Raw genomic sequence first — 18,794 nt, 5'->3', positions numbered from 1 at the left:
AGCGCTGTTTGGATCGGGACCCTATAACGGACCGCGGCGGGGCAGGCAAGGACGCAAAGTGAAGCTTTTTTGGCGAATCAGGCCGCCAGCAACTTGTTCACTTCGCTGACCAATTCCCTGAGGTGCACGGGCTTGGCCAGCACCTTGGCGTTTTTCGGCGCCTCCGAATCGGAATTGAGGGCGACCGCGGCAAAGCCGGTGATGAACATGATCTTGATGTCGGGATCGAGTTCCGAGGCGCGGCGCGCCAGCTCGATGCCGTCCATCTCGGGCATCACGATGTCGGTGAGGAGCATTTCGAACGGCTCCTCGCGCAGCCGCTGGTAGGCCGACATGCCGTTGTCGTGCGGCGAGACCTTGAAACCCGCGTTTTCGAGCGCCTTGACCAGGAAGCGGCGCATATCGGTGTCGTCTTCGGCGAGGAGAATTTTCGGCATGACTGGAATCGTCGAATCCGGCTTGGAGGATCTGTCCGAACAGTAGGCACGACAGACGGTAAATTTCGGGTGAAATTTGCGGCAGGCCTGAGGCGGCGAACACCACCTATTTGTGGACCGAACCCCGCAGCGAATCAACCTTGGTTGGCATTTCCTGCTTTTAAGACCCGTTCCAGCGGAAACCACACTCTTTTCACTTGGCAGAATGATCGCGATTACCGACAATGCCCGCCCATAAATCTCCGCTTTTCCGGCAGAATCAATTCTTGCGGGGCGAGGCGGACGCAAGGGACGGCGCCAAGGGAATGAGCGAATTTGCTGGCGAGTTGTCGCCCCCGTTCGAGATCGTTGAGCCGCAGGCCTGGCGCGCCCCGATCATCTTCAATTCCCCGCATTCGGGTTCGGTCTACCCGGCCGAATTCCTCGAAGCCTCGCGCATCGATCTGACGTCGCTGCGTCGCTCCGAAGATTCCTTCATGGACGAGTTGATCGCGGGCGTGAGCGATCGCGGCTTTCCGATCGTCCGGGTCAACTTCCCGCGCTCCTATGTCGACGTGAACCGCGAGCCCTATGAACTCGACCCGCGGATGTTCACCGGACGGCTGCCGAGCTTTGCCAACACGCGCTCGATGCGGGTGGCCGGCGGCCTCGGCACCATCCCGCGGGTGGTCGGCGACGGCCAGGAGATCTACCGCGAGCGGCTCGACGTCGACGAGGCGCTGCGGCGGATCGAGGTGCTCTACAAGCCCTATCACCGCGCGCTGCGCCGGCTGATCAACAAGGCGCACCAGGCATTCGGCGCCGTGATCGTGGTCGACTGCCATTCGATGCCGTCGGTCGGGGTGTCGCGCGACGAGCCGCGCCGGCCCGACGTCGTGATCGGCGACCGCTACGGCACGAGCTGCGCGCCGCTGCTGCCCGACCTGGTCGAGGAGATGATGAGTTCGCTCGGCTATTCGATCGGCCGCAACAAGCCCTATGCCGGCGGCTTCATCACCGAGCATTACGGCAACCCGGCGAGCGGCCTGCACACCGTGCAGATCGAGCTCAACCGCGCGGTCTATATGGATGAGCGCCACCGCGAGCGCGGGCCGCGCTTCGCCCAGGTCGCGGCCGACTTCGCGACCTTGGCGGATGCACTCGCGAAAATTCCGTTCGGGGATCTCGGCCCGTTCCAGGCGGCGGCGGAGTAGACAAGTCTCGGACGGGCACTGCGGTGCCCGACGAAGTCATGAACACAGAATCCGTTTCACGACGCGAGCCGAGCGCCGAACTGGATTCCAGGTTCACGCTTGGAGATGTCGGCCCAAGAAAAAAGGGCCGCTTGAATGAACAAGCGGCCCAAGTCTAGGGAGGAAACGCCCAAGGAGGGCAGCGATAGCGCGAGGCGCTACCGCACCGCAACAATATGCGGCCGCGCTGCACAAAACGCAAGAACTTTCGAAACATTTCCTCTGCAATATTGGTAAATCTGGCGAAACTGCAACAGGCCACATGCTCTGATTTTTTCCATTTATCTTCAATGGCTTATGGAAAAAATCTGGAACGTCCAGCGCTCTGCGCATAGCTTGTATACCAGGACTCGCAACTTCGTGATCCGCCGCCAAGCCCAGGAGACTTTCGAATCCGAAGCCAAACGAAAGTGGGGAACCCCGTCATCAGGCCGGGATAACACTCCGTTAATCGTGCGCGCCGCGCCGGATTGAGCTAGGCAGATCGCAACCGATTTCTACCGCGTCGTTTGCGCATTTCAGGGACATGCCGTGACGGTCATCGACTTCACCGCCTTCATCGGCCGCCTCGCGACCGCATCCGGCGAAACCATCCTTCCGTTCTTCCGGACCTCGCTCTCAGTCGACAACAAGAGCTCGAACGATTTCGATCCGGTCACCGAGGCGGACCGGGCCGCGGAAGCCGTGATGCGGCGGCTGATCAAAGCGAACTTCCCCCAGCATGGCATCATCGGCGAGGAATTCGGCAATGAGCGCGAGGACGCCGACTATGTCTGGGTGCTCGATCCGATCGACGGCACCAAATCCTTCATCGCCGGCTTTCCGATCTGGGGCACGCTGATCGCCCTGCTGCACAAAGGTACGCCGGTATTCGGGATGATGCACCAGCCCTATATCGGCGAGCGCTTCTCCGGCGACAGCGGCTCGGCGCAATACTCCGGCCCGTCGGGCCAGCGGCGGCTGTCGGTGCGGCGCTGCACCTCGCTGAAGGAGGCGACCGTCTTCACTACGAGCCCGCTGCTGATGAATCCGGATGACCGTGCCCGCTTCGGCCGCGTCGAGAATGCAGCGCGCCTGTCGCGCTATGGCGGCGACTGCTACTCCTATTGCATGCTCGCAGCCGGCCATCTCGACCTCGTGGTCGAGACCGAGCTGAAGCCCTACGACATTGCTGGCCTGATCCCGATCGTCACCGGGGCCGGCGGCATCGTCACCACCTGGGACGGCAAGCCGGCGCAAAGCGGCGGCCGCATCATCGCCGCCGGCGATCCGCGCGTGCACGAAGCGGCGATGAAGCTGCTCAACGCCTGATTCCTTGGCCTGATCTCTTGGCCTGATTTCTTGAGTTGCCGCGCGATTGATCTGCGCCCATCCTGACGGCAACGAGAAAAGTCAGGGATGGATGGGCGCACATGACGATTTGCGGCAGGTTGCTGGCGACCCTTCTCCTGCTTCTCGCACCCTGCGCAGCCTCGGCCCAGGATTTTCCGACCAAGCCGATCCGGCTGATCGTGCCGTTCCCGCCCGGCGGGCCGAACGACATCATCGCGCGGGTGATCGGGCAGAAGATGTCGGAACTGGTGAGGCAGCCGATCATCGTCGACAATCGCGCCGGCCAGGGCGGCGTGCTCGGCACCGACGCGGTCGCGAAGGCTGCGCCCGATGGCTACACCGTCGCGATCGCGAGCGCCGGCGCGCTCGCCATCAGCCCGAGCATGGAGAAGGTCGCCTATGACACGCCGAAGGACCTCGCGCCGGTGACGCTGGTCGGCGACACGCCGGACCATTTCCGCGACTTCGTCGCCGCCGACATCAAGAAGTGGGCCAAGGTGATCCAGGATGCCGGCGTCGTGACGGCGAAATGAGCGTGCCGTCAGCGCTGCGCTTCGGCCCGGAGATACTCCACGAGCTGCTTGGCCGCCCGCGGCAGCGCCTTGAAGCTGCGGGCGCAGATCGTCAGCCGGCGGTTGGCCCAGGCGTCGCGGATCCGGATCGTTGTGATCGGCATCGACGCCGCGCAGCGCCTGGCCGCAGTTTCCGGGATCACGGCGATGCCGACGTCGGCGGCGACCATCTGGCAGATGGCGTCGAAGCCGCGCAGCCGGGCGCGAAAGCGCAGCCGCGCGCCGAGCTTGGCCGCGTGCCGGGAGATATGGACCTGCAGCGCCGACGTCGCCGTAAGCCCGACGAAATCGCGGCCGACCACTTCCTGGAAGTCGATCTGGCGGCGGCCGCCGAGATCGCTGCGCCGCGACGCCACCAGCATCAGGCGGTCCTCGCTGAACAGGAAACGCTCGACGCTGTCGGGTAGCGCGTGTTCCGCGGCGAAGCCGAGATCGGCGGCGCCGCTGGCGATCGCGGTCGCGATATCGGTGCTCTCGCGCTCCTCGACATCGACGCTGATGTCGGGATATTCGTGCAGGAAGGCCGCCAGCGCCCGCGGCAGATGCTCCGACAGGCCCGAGGTGTTGGCGAGCAGCAGCACGTTGGCGCGGACGCCGCTGGCATAGGCGGCGAGATCGCTCTGCAACGCCTCGACATTGTGGATCACGATGCGGGCGTGGCCGAGCAGACTCTCGCCCGCCGCCGTCAGTTCGACGCCGCGGCGGCCGCGCTTGAGCAGCGCGACGCCGAGCGCCTCCTCGAGGCCCTTGATTCGCTCGCTGGCCGAAGCCAGCGCCAGGTTTGCGCGCGCAGCGCCTTGCGTGATGCTGCGCGCATCCGCCACCGCGATGAACAATTGCAAGTCGATCAGGTCGAACCGCATGATTTTTCCCGCCCCATACCTTCGTTCTGTCCGAAGGCTAACTCCGTAACCTCCAGATTGTGCCGATCGGATCAATCGGTCAATGTGCAGGCATGGTCGACCATCTCCTGATCTTCATCGCCTTCGCCTTCCTGCTCGCCGGTTTCGTCAAGGGTACGCTCGGGCTCGGTCTGCCGACCGTCGCGATGGGGCTGCTCGCAACCACGATGCCGCCGGGCCAGGCGATTGCGATCGTGATCGTGCCGGCGATCGTCACCAATATCTGGCAGACCTTCGTCGGCCCCTATCTGCGCGACATCATCAAGCGGCTGTGGCCGCTGATGCTCGGCACCGTGGTGGGGATCTGGATCAATGCCGGGCTGTTGACCGGGCCTTACGCGGCCTACGGCACCGTCGTGCTGGGCGTGCTGCTGGTGATCTACGCGATCGTCGGCCTGAGCCGATTCAACTTCAAGGTCGCGCGCCGCAACGAAAAATGGATCGGCGGCATCGTCGGGGTCATTACCGGGCTGATCTCGGCCGCCACCGGGGTTCAGGTCATCCCCTCGATGCCGTTCATGCAGGCGATCGGCATGGAGAAGGACGAGCTGGTGCAGGCGCTTGGCGTCTTCTTCACCACCGCAACCATCGCGCTCGCCTTCAACCTCACGGCATCAGGCCTGCTGACGGCGGCCACCGCACTGCCGGGCGCGGTCGCCATGGTCGCATCATTCACCGGCATGTTCATCGGCCAGGCCGTCCGCACACGGATGCAGCCGGACGTCTTCCGCCGCTGGTTCCTGATCGCGATGATCCTGCTCGGCATCTATCTCGCCGGCAGCGCGCTGCTCAAGATCCACGGCTAGGCATGATCCCGAAAAGTGCGAAGCGGTTTTCCCTCGCGACAAACGCGGAACGCGTTTGCGCGGAGATCATGCCCAAACTAAAGGCCTGAAGCGCGAGGACGATTCACCCCAATCTCATCGCGCTTAGCGCGCCTCCAGCATGGCGACGCGGACGCCGAGATAGATGAAGAGCGCGCCGAGCGAGCGGTTGATCCAGGCGATCACGCCGGCCGATTGCCTGATACGGCCGGCGGCCGTCGCCGCAAAGGCGGCGAGACCGAAGCACCACAGCGTGCCGCCGGTGATGAAGATCAGCCCGAGCACCAGGAAGGCCAGCGTCTTGTGCGGCGCGTCCCCCGCCACGAACTGCGGCAGGAAGGCCAGGAAGAACAGCGCCACCTTGGGATTGAGGATGTTGGTGAGCGCGCCCTGCCAGAACACGCGCGAGATCGAGGTCTCACCGCCCTGCCCGGCGATCTCCGCGACCGGCTTGGCGCGCGACAGCAGCATCTGCAGGCCGGTCAACACCAGATAGGCCGCGCCGATCAGCTTGACGGCCAGGAACGCGGTCGACGACGCCATCAGCAGCGCCGACAGCCCGATCGCCGCGCCCAGCACGTGGACCAGGCAGCCGCAGCTGATACCGATTGCCGCAGCTGCGCCGCCGCGCCATCCCAGCTGAATCGTGCGCCCGATGATGTAGGCGGTATCCGGGCCCGGCGTGATGTTGAGCAGCAGCCCGGACAGGACGAAAAGCCAAAGTTCGTGAATTCCCAGCATATCGGCGCAATTAACCTATGTAAGTAACGGCCGGATAAGGATGGTCAGCCGACGGGCGCCATCCCGGCGACACACGAATTCAGTAGACAAACGGACTGTACGATCCGTTGGTCGCATGCCAATTCCTGCTACTATGCATTATAGGTGCCTGCAAACCGAGCTTCCGCCGAACCCGGCCTGTCTTGTAAGTATCGGATTCGGTCACCTCGGCTGAGTGGCCATTCCAGGGCACAGGAAATATGGAAAGACGGCTCGCTGCCATTCTTTGCGCTGACATTGCCGGCTATTCCCGCATGATGGGCGCCGACGAGGCGGGGACGCATGCCTCGTTCAAGGCGCACCGCAGCGCGATCTACCCGATCATCCTCAACCATGGCGGCCGAATCGTCAAAAACACCGGCGACGGCTTCCTGCTGGAATTTCCGAGCATCATCGGCGCCATCGAGGCTGCCGTCGCCATGCAGACCATGATGGCCGAGCGCAACGAGCATTTGCCGGCCGACCGCGCCATGCACTTCCGGATGGGCGTCCACATGGGCGACGTCATGGCCGACGAGGACGAGGTGTTCGGCGACGACGTCAACATTGCCGTCCGTCTCGAGACGGTCGCAGCGCCCGGCGGCATCGCGGTATCGGACAAGGCCCGCACCGAAGCGGGGCGGCGGCTTGCCGTCATCCTGGCGGACGCCGGCCCGCACCGCTTCAAGAACATCGCCGAACCGATCCATGTCTGGACCTGGGCGCCGGCCGGATCCGATCTGCAGGAGAAGACCCCGGACGATGGCCCGCATCTGCCGGGGCAATACCGGACCGCAATCGTCGGCGTGCTGCCGCTCGACAATCTCAGCGGCGGCGCCGACGAGTATTTCTCCGACGGCCTGACTGAGGATCTGATCCACGCGCTGTCGCTGCAATCCTTCTACCGCGTGCTGAGCCGCAACTCGACCTTCGCCTACAAGGGCAAGAGCGTCTCGACCCGCCTGATCGCGCGCGAGATCGACGCGACCTATTTGATCCAGGGTTCGGTCCGGCGCGCCGGCAACAAGATCCGCGTCTCCGCCGAACTGATCGCGCCCGAGAAGGGCGAGCAGCTGTGGACCGGCCGCTATGACCGCGACATGGGCGACCTGTTCGCGATGCAGGACGAGATCACCGCCAACCTCTCCGCCGCGGTGGCCCAGGAGATCTACCGTGCCGAGGCCTCGGCACCGGCGCGCTCGCCGAATGCCGAACTGACGGCGTGGGACCGCTTCCTGAAGGGCCTGTCGCACTACTATCACCAGACCAAGGACGACTGCGACACCGCGATCGCGCTGTTCAAGGAGGCGATCGAGCTCGACCCCGCGCTGTCGATCGCGCGCGCCTATCTCGCGCTGATCCAGATCCAGAGCATCCAGTTCGGCTGGATTCCGAGCACGCGCGAATTGTGGGCCTCGTCGGTCAGCCTGGCCGAGAGCAGCGTCCGGCTCGACCCACGCTCCTCGTTCGCGTTTTCGCTGCTGGCCTATCTGCACGCGATGCAGGGCCACTACGAAGCCGCGATGGATGCCATCAAGCGGGCGATCGAGCTCAACCCCTACGACATGGGCGCGCGCGGCGTGCTCGGAATCTGTCACATGGTGATCGGCGACCACCGCAAGGCGGTCGACCTGTTCTCGACGGCGGTCCAGCGCGGCAACAGCGACCCGCGCTACCAATGGGCCGGGCTGAATGCGTTCAGCCACTATCTGCTCGGACAATATGACGCGTCGCTGTCGTGGTCGCGCGAGGGGCTGTATCTCAACCCGAACCATCTGCAGTGCCTTGCGGTGCGCAGCGCGGCGCTCGCCCAGCTTGGCCGCGCCGACGAGGCCGCCCAGGCGGCAGAGGCGCTGCTCGCCGATCATCCCGATCTGACGGTCGAACGTCATTTGCGGAATTTCCACTGGAAGAACCCGGCCGACATCGCGCATTACCGCGAAGGCCTCTTGAAAGCCGGCCTGCCCTTCGGCAAACTCGTTCTGGTTGCATCTACGCCGAAATTCGCCGCTGAATCCTGAGCGAGTTCATCCGCTGTAATGGATGCTTTTTGGGCTGAAGCTTTTCAGGATGTGGTTTGATGTCCGATATGCCTGCAGCTGAGTCCCCTGCCCGGCAGGTCTCTCCCAATAATCCCTGCCCGTTCCTGCGCGCACTCGTCGCCGGCAACTATGTCGGCGGTCATATCGTGCCGCTGCCCGAACTGACCGGGACGATCGGACGCGCCACCGGCAAGACGGGCCTGGCGGGTGCGGACGCAAAGGCGAAGATCTTCATGGTCGCGCAGATGGCCAACGGCATCGGCCCGTTCAGCCAGTTGCGCAGCCTGACCCAGGGCGCGATCCTCGACGAGCTGCGCAACGGCCCGCTCGACAAGCACGGCGCCGGCTCACGCATCCTCGACCAGCATGCGGTGGTGCATGAGGACGAGATCGCCCGGCTCGCCACCTTCGGCAAGGACTATCCGAATCCTGACGGTGGCACCGAACGCGGGCTGTCGGCGTCCGACATCAAGACCTTCATGGCCGCGAACTTCCAGCGCGCCAAGAACGAGCAACCGCCGTCCTACGCGATCCTGCACGGCTACTATCCGCTCTTGATGCTCGGCGAGTGGCCGGTGCTGCTCGACATCATGGGCAAGGGCGACGGCAACGACCGCTATCTCAGCGTCGCCGAGGTCAGGACGCTGTTCGTCGAACGGCGCTTTCCTGACCGCATCGTCGCCTTGCTCAACGGCTGAGCCACAGGCCTTCCGCAAACACGTGGATCATTTGAAAAGCGGCGTGCCCGGCACGAAGGCGTCGAACGCCGCCCAGAATTGCGCGCGGTAGCGGTCCTGCTCCTGCAGGATCTCGTGCTTGGAGCCGGCGATCACGAGATGCGAGCCGGCGCGCAAATGATAGGCGAACTCCTCGATCGCCGCCGTCGACACCACCTCGTCATTGCTCGCTGCCAGCATCAGGATCGGCTGACGGATTTCGGACGGATACGACATGCCGCGGAAGGTGCGCATCGCCTTGAACGCGGTATCGGCCCAGGCAATGGTCGGCGCCGCGATACCGAGCGTCGGGTCTTCCTCCAGGATCGCCGCGTTGCGGGCGTGGCGCACCAGATCGCTGGTCACCGGATTGCCGATGAAGGGCGCGAGGCCGACCAGCTCGCCGCCGCCGCCCGGAACGTAGCGGCCGCCCTGCCCGGCCAGGCGCATGATCCGGAGCAGCGTGCTCGGAAAGAACGACACCCGCCGCCGCGGCAGGTCGATCATCGGCGCCGACAGCACCATGCGGTCGAACCAGCGCTTGCCGGCATGCGCAAGCCGCAGCATCACCGCGCCGCCCATCGAATGCGCCAGCGCGAAATAGGGCGGCGGGCAATCCGGCAGCACCACCTGCTGCACGAAGGTCTCGACGTCGACCTCGTAGTCGGCGAAGTCGCGCACGTAACCCTTGCGCGGATCGCGCAGCCGCCGCGACGAGTGGCCCTGCCCGCGCCAGTCGATCGTCGCCACCGCAAAGCCGCGGTCGCGCAAATCGCGCACGGTCTCGAAATATTTTTCGATCATCTCGCCGCGCCCGCCGAACACGCAGACCGTGCCCTTGCGGCCGGGCGGCGGGGCCCAGCGCGCAAAGCGCAGCTCGGCCCCGTCGGGTGTCTTGATGGTGCCACTGACCACGTCGTCCGGAACCGGATTGGCGGGAATCGAGACGAGCGTCATGCGGGGAACCGGTAGGTGGGACGGAGTGGAGATCAAGGGCACGGGCGTCAAAAGCGACGCTGTTTCCGTCCCTTGAACGCGACGTAACCCCTCCCATATCACCTCAGTGCAGGCCGCTACCAGTGTTTCGGAACCGGAACATCAGGCTGCACACATCTAAGCCCGGCCCGATGGCGGGCGGGTAACTGAAACAGTCGCTCACTGGAGGACTAACCCTATGCGTACCTACGACCTCACTCCGTTCTATCGTTCGACCGTCGGCTTCGACCGCCTCTTCAACCTGCTCGATCAGGTGACCTCGGACGGCAGTCCCGGCTATCCCCCCTACAACATCGAGCGCACCGGCGAGAATGCTTACCGGATCAGCGTCGCGGTCTCCGGCTTCTCGCAGGCCGAGCTGTCGATCGTCGCGAAGGAGAACACGCTGACGATCAAGGGCGAGAAGACCGCCAACGAGAACTCCGGCAACACCTCCGAAGTGCTCTATCGCGGCATCGCCTCTCGCGCCTTCGAGCGCGTCTTCCAGCTTGCCGACTTCGTGCAGGTGAAGAACGCCTCGCTCGAGAACGGTCTGCTCCACGTCGATCTCGTCCGCGAGATTCCCGAGGCCAAGAAGCCCCGCAGCATTCCGATCGGCGGCGGCGAGAAGGCTCCGCAGGTCGTTGACGGCTCGGCGAAGGTCGCGGCCTAAGCAACACGTCCCGCGTCAGCAGATATTGGCTGCACGCGAAAACGCCCCGGGAAACCGGGGCGTTTTTTGTTGCTGGTAACCGTCACTCCAACCCCTGCACCTTCGGCATGTCCTGGGTGGGCAGGATCGCGGGCGCGGGTGGCGGCGGAGCGGCCTGGCCGACGGTGGGAACTTCGGCACGCTGAACGGCCTGCGGCGCCGGAACGGCCTGCGGCGCCGCCTGGGCCTCGGCCGGCTTCGGCGCTGCTGTGGCCTGCTGGTCAGGCTCAGGCGCGGCCGCCTGGGTGGGCGCGGGCTGCGGGACCGCGGCCGGGACAGCCGCTTGGGCAGCCGGAGCCGAAGCGTCCGCGGGAACCTGCGCCTTGGCCGCAAGCGGACTGCGCTTCGGCACCGGCACGCGGCTCGCGACATGGGGAATCGGAGCCGGCGGCCGCGGCACCCGGGCCTGGATCGGCCACGGCATCGGGCCGACCGGGCCGTAGTTCGCGCTCAGCTCCTCTTCGTAATTGTCGCCGAGCCGGTAGGCCGGGGTGAAGCGGATGATGTGCCCGTCGCGGGCGTCGATCACCAGCCGGCCGTCGTCGCCGCCCTGGTCGATCACAGAGATCGTGTAGACGAAACCGCGCTGCCGGGGGGCGCCGAGCGGCAGGTACCCGTTCTCGCGAAGCACGGTGTAGACCTCGACCGGCGGCAGCAGGCTCGGGACTCGGCCGAAGCGCGGCGGTGGCGGAACCTCGGGCATGGCGGCATAGGGCCCGCCCATGTCGGATACCTTGATCAAAACCGGGCTGCCGATCCGGGCCGATGTGGCCAGCTGGGCCTGGGCCGAGAGTGCGCTGAGCGCGAGGGCGGCGGCTGCAACCGAACCTGTGAACAACTTCATCGCCGTTACTCCTGTCTTGCCCACGCCCTTAAGGAGCTTCCCGCTCTCTGGCCGGCTTGCCCGGAGTAAAATTTCAGTTTGAAATCCGGCGGTCCTTGGTCCCTCCTTGGGCCAGATCACGGCGTGTTTGCTTCGAATCAGGGGCGCGGCGGGCCGGCCGAGCCGTTCGTTCCGAGCATGCGGGCGAGGACTTCCTCGCGCTTGTGTGATAGACAAAAATTTGGCAAGGTCGAAGTTAGGACAGCAAGACTGTCTCAAATTCGAGGCCATTCCGGCATAGGGATTGCAACGAAACCTCGGCGCCCCGGGCTCCGAGAATGCTGCAGGCAGGGCCGTTCCGCAGGGGACGTTGAAACGCCCGACGTCTGAATTTAGGAAAATGCGGCTCGCGGCGGACGAGCGGTGGCCCGGTGGGTGCCGCAACGTCCAAGGTGCGCCAAATACGGTGAGGCCCCTGACGCAAGGGAGAGGACACATGAGCGGGTCGGAATTCGAGCGCGAAATCATCGTGGCAGGTGCGCTGTCGGCGACCGCGGACTCGAAAGCCGCCGATGCCGCGCATGATGGGTCTTTTGGACCCTTCACTCCCGAACTGCACACTTGGCGCCCGCAAGCCGAAGGCCTGTACGACCTCAGCCTGGAAAAGGATTCCTGCGGCGTCGGCTTCATCGCCAACATCAAGGGCCAGAAGTCGCATCAGATCGTCTCCGATGCGCTGAGCATCCTGTGCAACCTCGAGCATCGCGGCGCCGTCGGCGCCGACCCGCGCGCCGGCGACGGCGCCGGCATTTTGGTGCAGATCCCGCACGCCTTCTTCGCGCGCAAGGCCGCAGAGCTCGGCTTCAAGCTGCCGCAGCCCGGCGAATACGCCATCGGCGCGCTGTTCATGCCGCGCGATGCCGCGTGGCGGAACGTGATCAAGAGCATCATCGCCGACGAGATCAAGAACGAGGGCTTCAAGCTGCTCGGCTGGCGCGATGTACCCAGCGACAATTCCTCGCTTGGCGTCACCGTGAAGCCGACCGAGCCCTATCACATGCAGGTCTTCATCGGCCGCAACGGCGCCGCCAAGACCGAGGACGATTTCGAGCGCCGGCTCTACATTCTGCGCAAGTCGATCTCGCAGGCGATCTATCAGCGTCGCGACCGCGGCATGGCGGGCTACTACCCGTGCTCGCTGTCGTGCCGCACTGTGATCTACAAGGGCATGTTCCTGGCCGACCAGCTCGGCAAGTATTATCCCGACCTGCATGAAGCCGATTTCGACAGCGCGCTGGCGCTGGTGCATCAGCGCTTCTCGACCAACACCTTCCCGACCTGGTCGCTGGCGCATCCGTACCGGATGATCGCCCATAACGGCGAGATCAACACGCTGCGCGGCAACGTCAACTGGATGGCGGCGCGGCAAGCTTCGGTGCATTCGGAAGCTTACGGCAAGGACATCAGCCGTCTCTGGCCGATCTCCTATGAAGGCCAGAGCGACACCGCCTGCTTCGACAACGCGCTCGAATTCCTGGTGCAGGGCGGTTACTCGCTGCCGCACGCGGTGATGATGATGATTCCGGAAGCGTGGGCCGGCAATCCGTTGATGGATGAGCAGCGCCGCGCCTTCTACGAATATCATGCCGCGCTGATGGAGCCGTGGGACGGCCCGGCCGCGATCGCTTTCACCGACGGCCGCAAGATCGGCGCCACGCTCGACCGCAACGGCCTGCGCCCGGCGCGCTATCTCGTCACCAAGGACGACCGCATCGTGATGGCGTCCGAAATGGGCGTGCTGAAGATTCCGGAGGACCAGATCGTCACCAAGTGGCGGCTGCAGCCCGGCAAGATGCTGCTCGTCGACCTCGAGCAGGGCCGCCTGATTCCGGACGACGAGATCAAGGCCGACCTCGCCAAGAGCCATCCCTACAGCGACTGGCTGCATCGCACGCAGATCCAGCTCGAGGAGCTGCCGGATGCGGCGGCCAAGGGCGTGCGCTCCAACCTGCCGCTGCTCGATCGCCAGCAGGCGTTCGGCTACAGCCAGGAAGACATCACCATCCTGATGACGCCGATGGCGGCCACCGGTGAGGAAGCCGCCGGCTCGATGGGCAACGACACGCCGATCTCGGCGCTGTCGGACAAGCCGAAGCAGCTGTTCACCTACTTCAAGCAGAACTTCGCGCAGGTCACCAACCCGCCGATCGACCCGATCCGCGAGGAGCTGGTGATGAGCCTCGTCTCGATCATCGGGCCGCGGCCGAACCTGTTCGACCTGCAGGGCCTGGCCTCGACCAAGCGCCTCGAAGTGCGCCAGCCGATCCTGACCGACGCCGACCTCGAGAAGATCCGCTCGATCTCCGACGTCGCCGAGACCCACTTCAAGTCGCGCACGCTCGACACCACCTTCCACGCCGGCTTCGGCGCGGCGGGCATGGAGCAGGTGCTCGACGAGCTCTGCGCGCGTGCCGAGGGCGCGGTGCGCGAGGGCATCAACATCATCATCCTGTCGGACCGCATGACCGGCACCGACCGGATTCCGATCCCGTCGCTGCTGGCCTGCGCCGCCGTGCATCATCATTTGATCCGCACCGGCCTGCGCACTTCGGTCGGCCTGGTCGTGGAATCCGGTGAGCCGCGCGAGGTGCATCACTTCGCCTGCCTCGCCGGCTACGGCGCCGAAGCGATCAACCCCTATCTCGCGTTCGAGACCATCCTCGCGATGAAGGACCGGCTGCCCGCAGCACTCGACGACTACGAGATCGTCAAGCGCTACATCAAGTCGATCGGCAAGGGCCTGCTCAAGGTGATGTCCAAGATGGGCATCTCGACCTACCAGTCCTATTGCGGCGCGCAGATATTCGACGCGGTCGGCCTGAAGGCGGACTTCGTCGCCAAGTATTTTGCCGGCACCCATACAAGGATCGAGGGCGTCGGCCTCGCGGAGATCGCGGAAGAGACCGTGCGTCGTCACGACGACGCGTTCGGTGACGGCCAGATCTACAAGAGCGCGCTCGATGTCGGCGGCGAATATGCCTACCGGACCCGCGGCGAGGACCATGCCTGGACCGCGGAATCGGTCTCGACGCTGCAGCATGCCGTGCGCGGCAACTCGCTGGAGCGCTACCGGGCGTTTGCCAAGATCCTCAACGAGCAGTCGGAGCGTCTGCTGACGCTGCGCGGCCTGTTCCGGATCAAGAGCGCCGAGGACGACAAGCGCAAGCCGGTCAAGCTCGAGGACGTCGAGCCGGCCAAGGACATCGTCAAGCGGTTCTCGACCGGCGCGATGTCGTTCGGCTCGATCTCGCGCGAGGCGCACACCACGCTCGCGATCGCCATGAACCGGATCGGCGGCAAGTCGAACACCGGCGAAGGCGGTGAGGAATCCGACCGCTTCAAGCCGCTGCCCAACGGCGACAGCATGCGCTCGGCGATCAAGCAGGTTGCCTCGGGCCGGTTCGGCGTGACGACGGAATATCTCGTCAACTCCGACATGATGCAGATCAAGATGGCGCAGGGTGCCAAGCCCGGCGAAGGCGGCCAGCTGCCCGGCCACAAGGTCGACGCGACCATCGCCCGCGTGCGGCATTCGACGCCGGGCGTCGGCCTGATCTCGCCGCCGCCGCATCACGACATCTACTCGATCGAAGACCTCGCCCAGCTGATCTACGACCTCAAGAACGTCAATCCTGACGGCCAGGTCTCGGTCAAGCTGGTGTCGGAGGTCGGCGTCGGCACGGTTGCCGCCGGCGTCGCCAAGGCGCGCGCCGACCATGTGACCATCGCGGGCTTCGAGGGCGGCACCGGTGCCTCGCCCTTGACCTCGATCAAGCACGCCGGCTCGCCGTGGGAGATCGGTCTCGCCGAAACCCATCAGACGCTGGTGCGCCAGCGGCTGCGCAGCCGTATCGCGGTGCAGGTCGACGGCGGCTTCCGCACCGGCCGTGACGTCGTGATCGGCGCGCTGCTCGGCGCCGACGAGTTCGGCTTCGCCACCGCGCCCTTGATCGCGGCGGGCTGCATCATGATGCGCAAGTGCCACCTCAACACCTGCCCGGTCGGGGTTGCGACCCAGGATCCGGTGCTGCGCAAGCGCTTCACCGGCCAGCCCGAGCACGTCATCAACTACTTCTTCTTCGTCGCCGAGGAAGTCCGCGAGATCATGGCGCAGCTCGGCTACAAGAACTTCGACGAGATGGTCGGCCAGGTCCAGATGCTGGACCAGACCGCTTTGGTCTCGCACTGGAAGGCCAAGGGCCTCGATTTCTCCAAGCTGTTCGTGCGGCAGCAGGAGGAGAAGGGCCAGACGATCTATCACTCGGAAAGCCAGAACCACCATCTGGACGCCGTGCTCGACCGCCGGCTGATCGACAAGGCGCAGGCCGCGCTCGATCGCGGCGCGCCGGTCAGGATCGAGGAAGAGATCAACAACACCGACCGTTCCGCCGGCGCAATGCTGTCGGGCGCGGTGGCCAAGATCTACGGCCACGCCGGCCTGCCGCTCGACAGCATCCATGTCAGCCTGAAGGGCACCGCGGGACAGGCGTTCGGCGCCTGGCTCGCCAAGGGCGTCACCTTCGATCTCGAGGGTGAAGGCAACGACTATGTCGGCAAGGGCCTCTCGGGCGGACGCATCATCGTCAAGCCGCCGAAGATCTCCGGCATCGTTCCGGAGGAATCGATCATCGTCGGCAACACCGTGATGTACGGCGCGATCGCGGGTGAGTGCTATTTCCGCGGCATCGCCGGCGAGCGTTTTGCCGTGCGTAACTCCGGCGCGGTCGCGGTCGTCGAAGGCGCCGGCGATCACTGCTGCGAATACATGACCGGCGGCATCGTGGTGGTGCTCGGCAAGACCGGGCGCAACTTCGCGGCCGGCATGTCCGGCGGCATCGCCTATGTGCTCGACGAGGCCGGCGACTTCGCCAAGCTCTGCAACCTGTCGATGGTCGAGCTCGAGCCGGTGCTGTCGGAGGAGCTGATCAACGCCGGCACCTACCACCACTCCGGCGATCTCGAAGCGCATGGCCGGGTCGACGTGTTCCAGAACCTGCTCGACTCCGATGTGGAGCGGCTGCATGTCCTGATCACGCGTCACGCCAAGCTGACCGGCTCGAAGAAGGCGGCCGAGATCCTCGCCGACTGGAAGAGCTGGCTGCCGAAATTCCGCAAGGTGATGCCGGTGGAGTACCGCCGCGCGCTGAAGGAAATGAAGGCGAACGCCGACGCCGAGCCGAAAATCGCGATCGGCGCGTAATATCACCAGGCGTCATTCCGGGGCGCGCGAAGCGCGAACCCGGAATCTCGCCAACCGACTTCGGGACCTTCGGGTCTGCGCCTCGCGGCGCAGCCCGGAATGACGGAACAACTGAGATGCAGGGGCATCGGGTTTCAATGGGTAAGATCACAGGTTTTCTCGAGATCGAGCGGCATGAGCGCAAGTACGAGCCGGTCGCCGAGCGGCTCAAGAACTTCAACGAGTTCGTCATTCCGCTGAGCGAGAAGGACACACGCGACCAGGCGGCGCGCTGCATGAACTGCGGCATCCCCTATTGCCACGGCACCGGCTCGACCGCGCCGGGCACGCCGGGCTGCCCGGTCAACAACCAGATCCCCGATTTCAACGACCTCGTCTATCAGGGCAACTGGGAAGAGGCCTCGCGCAATCTGCACTCGACCAACAATTTCCCCGAGTTCACCGGCCGGATCTGCCCGGCGCCGTGCGAAGCGTCCTGCACGCTCAACATCGACGACAACCCGGTCACCATCAAGACCATCGAATGCGCGATCGTCGACCGTGCCTGGGACAATGGCTGGCTGAAGCCGGAGATCGCTCCCCAGAAGACCGGCAAGAAGGTCGCCGTGATCGGCTCCGGCCCCGCCGGCATGGCCTGCGCGCAGCAGCTCGCGCGCGCCGGCCACGAGGTGCATGTCTACGAGAAGTTCGCCAAGGCCGGCGGCCTGCTGCGCTACGGCATTCCCGACTTCAAGATGGAGAAGAACATCATCGACCGCCGCGTGGCGCAGATGGAAGCCGAGGGCGTCACCTTCCACTACGGCATGGCGGTGGGTGGCTCAACGCCCGGCGCGATCGATCCGCAGGAGCTCGCCAAACAGTATGACGCAGTGGCGCTGACCGGCGGCGCGGAGGCCCCGCGCGATCTGCCAATCCCGGGCCGCGAGCTCGCCGGCATCCACTTCGCGATGGACTTCCTGCCGCAGCAGAACCGCCGCGTCTCCGGCGAGCCGCTGGACGGTACCGCCGACATCCTCGCCGGCGGCAAGCATGTCGTCGTGATCGGCGGCGGCGACACCGGTTCGGACTGCATCGGCACCTCGTTCCGTCAGGGTGCCAAGTCGGTGACCCAGCTCGAGATCATGCCGGCGCCGCCCGAGCACGAGAACAAGGGCGTGACCTGGCCGAACTGGCCGCTGAAGATGCGGACGTCGTCGAGCCAGGCCGAAGGCGCGGTGCGCGAATACGCCGTGCTGACGACGAAGTTCGAAGGCAAGGACGGCAAGGTCGCCAAGCTGCATTGCGTCAAGGTCGACGACAAGTTCAAGCCGCTGCCCGGCACCGAGTTCACGCTCGAGGCCGAGCTCGTGCTGCTGGCGATGGGCTTTGTCCATCCGGTGCACGAGGGCCTGCTCAAGACGCTCGGCGTCGAGCTCGACCAGCGCGGCAACGTCCGCGCGTCCTTGCACGACTACCAGACCTCGCGCGCCAAGATCTTCTCCGCCGGCGACATGCGCCGCGGCCAGTCGCTGGTGGTCTGGGCGATCCGCGAAGGCCGCCAGTGCGCGCGTTCGATCGACGGCTTCCTGATGGGGAAGACCGACCTGCCGGGGTAATTGCCCGGGCGGTTGCCTCGAATTGTAGCCACACACCGAACTGTCATCGCCCGCGAAAGCGGGCGATCCAGCATTCCAGAGGCGTCAGAGTTCGAACGGACAGGCCGCGGCGTGCTGGATGCCCGCACGCGCGGGCATGACGATCAATGGGTGATGTAGCTACAGCGAACTCCCCGTCACGCATTCCCGCATTGTCATACCCATCACGTTGACGTTCCGGCACACTGCACCGGAGCCCGGGATTTCCGGATTATCGCAATCGTTGTGGCACACCCGCATTCCGTTCTCGGTGTGCCAACCGACCGACGGGTCCCGCGAGTCGCGATTGTAAACGGTCGCGGGCCGCCCACTGCGCTTCAGCGTGTCGGACATGAAGCGGTATCCGAAACCACGCATGCAATCCTTGAAGGCCTCGGGAATATAGCCCTGATCCGGTTCGCCCAGTCGCTGGTTGCAGGCGCTCACGGCGGCCATGCCGACGGCATTCGGCCGCTTGTGTCCGTGCGGTCTGATGGTGTCGTACCACCTGACCGTGAGTTGATCGGCGTGGGCTTGAACGGCGGCGCTCATCAGCAATGCGGCGACGATGACGATGCGTTTCATGTGACTCTCC

General features: G+C 65.1%; 14 protein-coding genes and 1 pseudogene. 9 read left to right on the top strand and 6 right to left on the bottom strand.

What is annotated here, in order from left to right:
- Nucleotides 1–77: 77 nt before the first annotated feature.
- Entirely contained in the window at nt 78–437 is a 360-nt protein-coding gene (cpdR, locus tag HAP48_RS21180) for a cell cycle two-component system response regulator CpdR (protein WP_016843340.1), read from the bottom strand.
- Between the two features lie 305 nt (nt 438–742).
- Here cpdR and HAP48_RS21175 point away from each other — a divergent pair, with 305 nt between their 5' ends.
- From HAP48_RS21175 to HAP48_RS21165, 3 genes and pseudogenes are all read left to right on the top strand, one after another.
- Entirely contained in the window at nt 743–1,630 is an 888-nt protein-coding gene (locus HAP48_RS21175; RefSeq protein WP_166210412.1) for an N-formylglutamate amidohydrolase, read from the top strand.
- Nucleotides 1,631–2,200: 570 nt separating this feature from the next.
- A complete protein-coding gene (gene hisN, locus HAP48_RS21170) occupies nt 2,201–2,980 on the top strand; it encodes a histidinol-phosphatase (protein WP_166210415.1) in 780 nt (259 codons plus the stop codon).
- 101 nt (nt 2,981–3,081) lie between these two features.
- Nucleotides 3,082–3,453 (top strand): annotated as a pseudogene (locus HAP48_RS21165) (Bug family tripartite tricarboxylate transporter substrate binding protein); the annotation flags it as partial.
- Nucleotides 3,454–3,542: 89 nt separating this feature from the next.
- Here HAP48_RS21165 and HAP48_RS21160 read toward each other — a convergent pair.
- The gene (locus tag HAP48_RS21160) at nt 3,543–4,436 is read right to left on the bottom strand and encodes a LysR family transcriptional regulator (RefSeq protein ID WP_166210418.1); all 894 of its coding nucleotides are present in this window, start codon (nt 4,434–4,436) and stop codon (nt 3,543–3,545) included.
- A 92-nt stretch (nt 4,437–4,528) separates the two neighbouring features.
- Between HAP48_RS21160 and HAP48_RS21155 the strand changes: the two genes are divergently transcribed.
- A complete protein-coding gene (locus tag HAP48_RS21155; RefSeq protein ID WP_166210421.1) occupies nt 4,529–5,281 on the top strand; it encodes a sulfite exporter TauE/SafE family protein in 753 nt (250 codons plus the stop codon).
- Between the two features lie 123 nt (nt 5,282–5,404).
- On the opposite strand, the gene HAP48_RS21150 is transcribed toward HAP48_RS21155, so the two are convergent.
- Nucleotides 5,405–6,040, bottom strand: coding sequence for a LysE family translocator (locus HAP48_RS21150; RefSeq protein ID WP_166210424.1), 636 nt, complete (start codon nt 6,038–6,040; stop codon nt 5,405–5,407).
- Between the two features lie 239 nt (nt 6,041–6,279).
- On the opposite strand from HAP48_RS21150, the gene HAP48_RS21145 reads away from it, so the two are divergent.
- Together HAP48_RS21145 and HAP48_RS21140 are read left to right on the top strand one after the other, a co-directional pair.
- Nucleotides 6,280–8,079, top strand: a complete 1,800-nt coding sequence (locus tag HAP48_RS21145; RefSeq protein ID WP_166210427.1) for an adenylate/guanylate cyclase domain-containing protein — start codon at nt 6,280–6,282, stop codon at nt 8,077–8,079.
- 59 nt (nt 8,080–8,138) lie between these two features.
- The gene (locus HAP48_RS21140; protein ID WP_166210430.1) at nt 8,139–8,798 is read left to right on the top strand and encodes a hypothetical protein; all 660 of its coding nucleotides are present in this window, start codon (nt 8,139–8,141) and stop codon (nt 8,796–8,798) included.
- Between the two features lie 27 nt (nt 8,799–8,825).
- On the opposite strand, the gene HAP48_RS21135 is transcribed toward HAP48_RS21140, so the two are convergent.
- Complete coding sequence (locus HAP48_RS21135; RefSeq protein ID WP_166210433.1) at nt 8,826–9,773, bottom strand: alpha/beta hydrolase; 948 nt, start codon at nt 9,771–9,773, stop codon at nt 8,826–8,828.
- 217 nt (nt 9,774–9,990) lie between these two features.
- Between HAP48_RS21135 and HAP48_RS21130 the strand changes: the two genes are divergently transcribed.
- On the top strand, nt 9,991–10,464 hold the full coding sequence (locus HAP48_RS21130; RefSeq protein WP_029077522.1) for an Hsp20 family protein: 474 nt from the start codon (nt 9,991–9,993) through the stop codon (nt 10,462–10,464).
- 82 nt (nt 10,465–10,546) lie between these two features.
- Here the strand turns inward: HAP48_RS21130 and HAP48_RS21125 are convergent, their stop codons facing one another.
- A complete protein-coding gene (locus HAP48_RS21125) occupies nt 10,547–11,347 on the bottom strand; it encodes a hypothetical protein (protein WP_166210436.1) in 801 nt (266 codons plus the stop codon).
- A gap of 475 nt (nt 11,348–11,822) precedes the next feature.
- Between HAP48_RS21125 and gltB the strand changes: the two genes are divergently transcribed.
- Nucleotides 11,823–16,586: a glutamate synthase large subunit gene (gene gltB / locus HAP48_RS21120; RefSeq protein WP_166210439.1), complete on the top strand. Its 4,764-nt coding sequence runs from the start codon at nt 11,823–11,825 to the stop codon at nt 16,584–16,586.
- Nucleotides 16,587–16,723: 137 nt separating this feature from the next.
- Nucleotides 16,724–18,181, top strand: a complete 1,458-nt coding sequence (locus tag HAP48_RS21115; protein ID WP_166210442.1) for a glutamate synthase subunit beta — start codon at nt 16,724–16,726, stop codon at nt 18,179–18,181.
- Nucleotides 18,182–18,340: 159 nt separating this feature from the next.
- Here the strand turns inward: HAP48_RS21115 and HAP48_RS21110 are convergent, their stop codons facing one another.
- Entirely contained in the window at nt 18,341–18,784 is a 444-nt protein-coding gene (locus HAP48_RS21110; RefSeq protein WP_166210445.1) for a hypothetical protein, read from the bottom strand.
- Nucleotides 18,785–18,794 lie beyond the last annotated feature (10 nt).

The organism is Bradyrhizobium septentrionale (genome assembly GCF_011516645.4).
Lineage (GTDB): Bacteria > Pseudomonadota > Alphaproteobacteria > Rhizobiales > Xanthobacteraceae > Bradyrhizobium > Bradyrhizobium septentrionale.
This window is presented reverse-complemented; position numbering and strand designations above follow the sequence as displayed.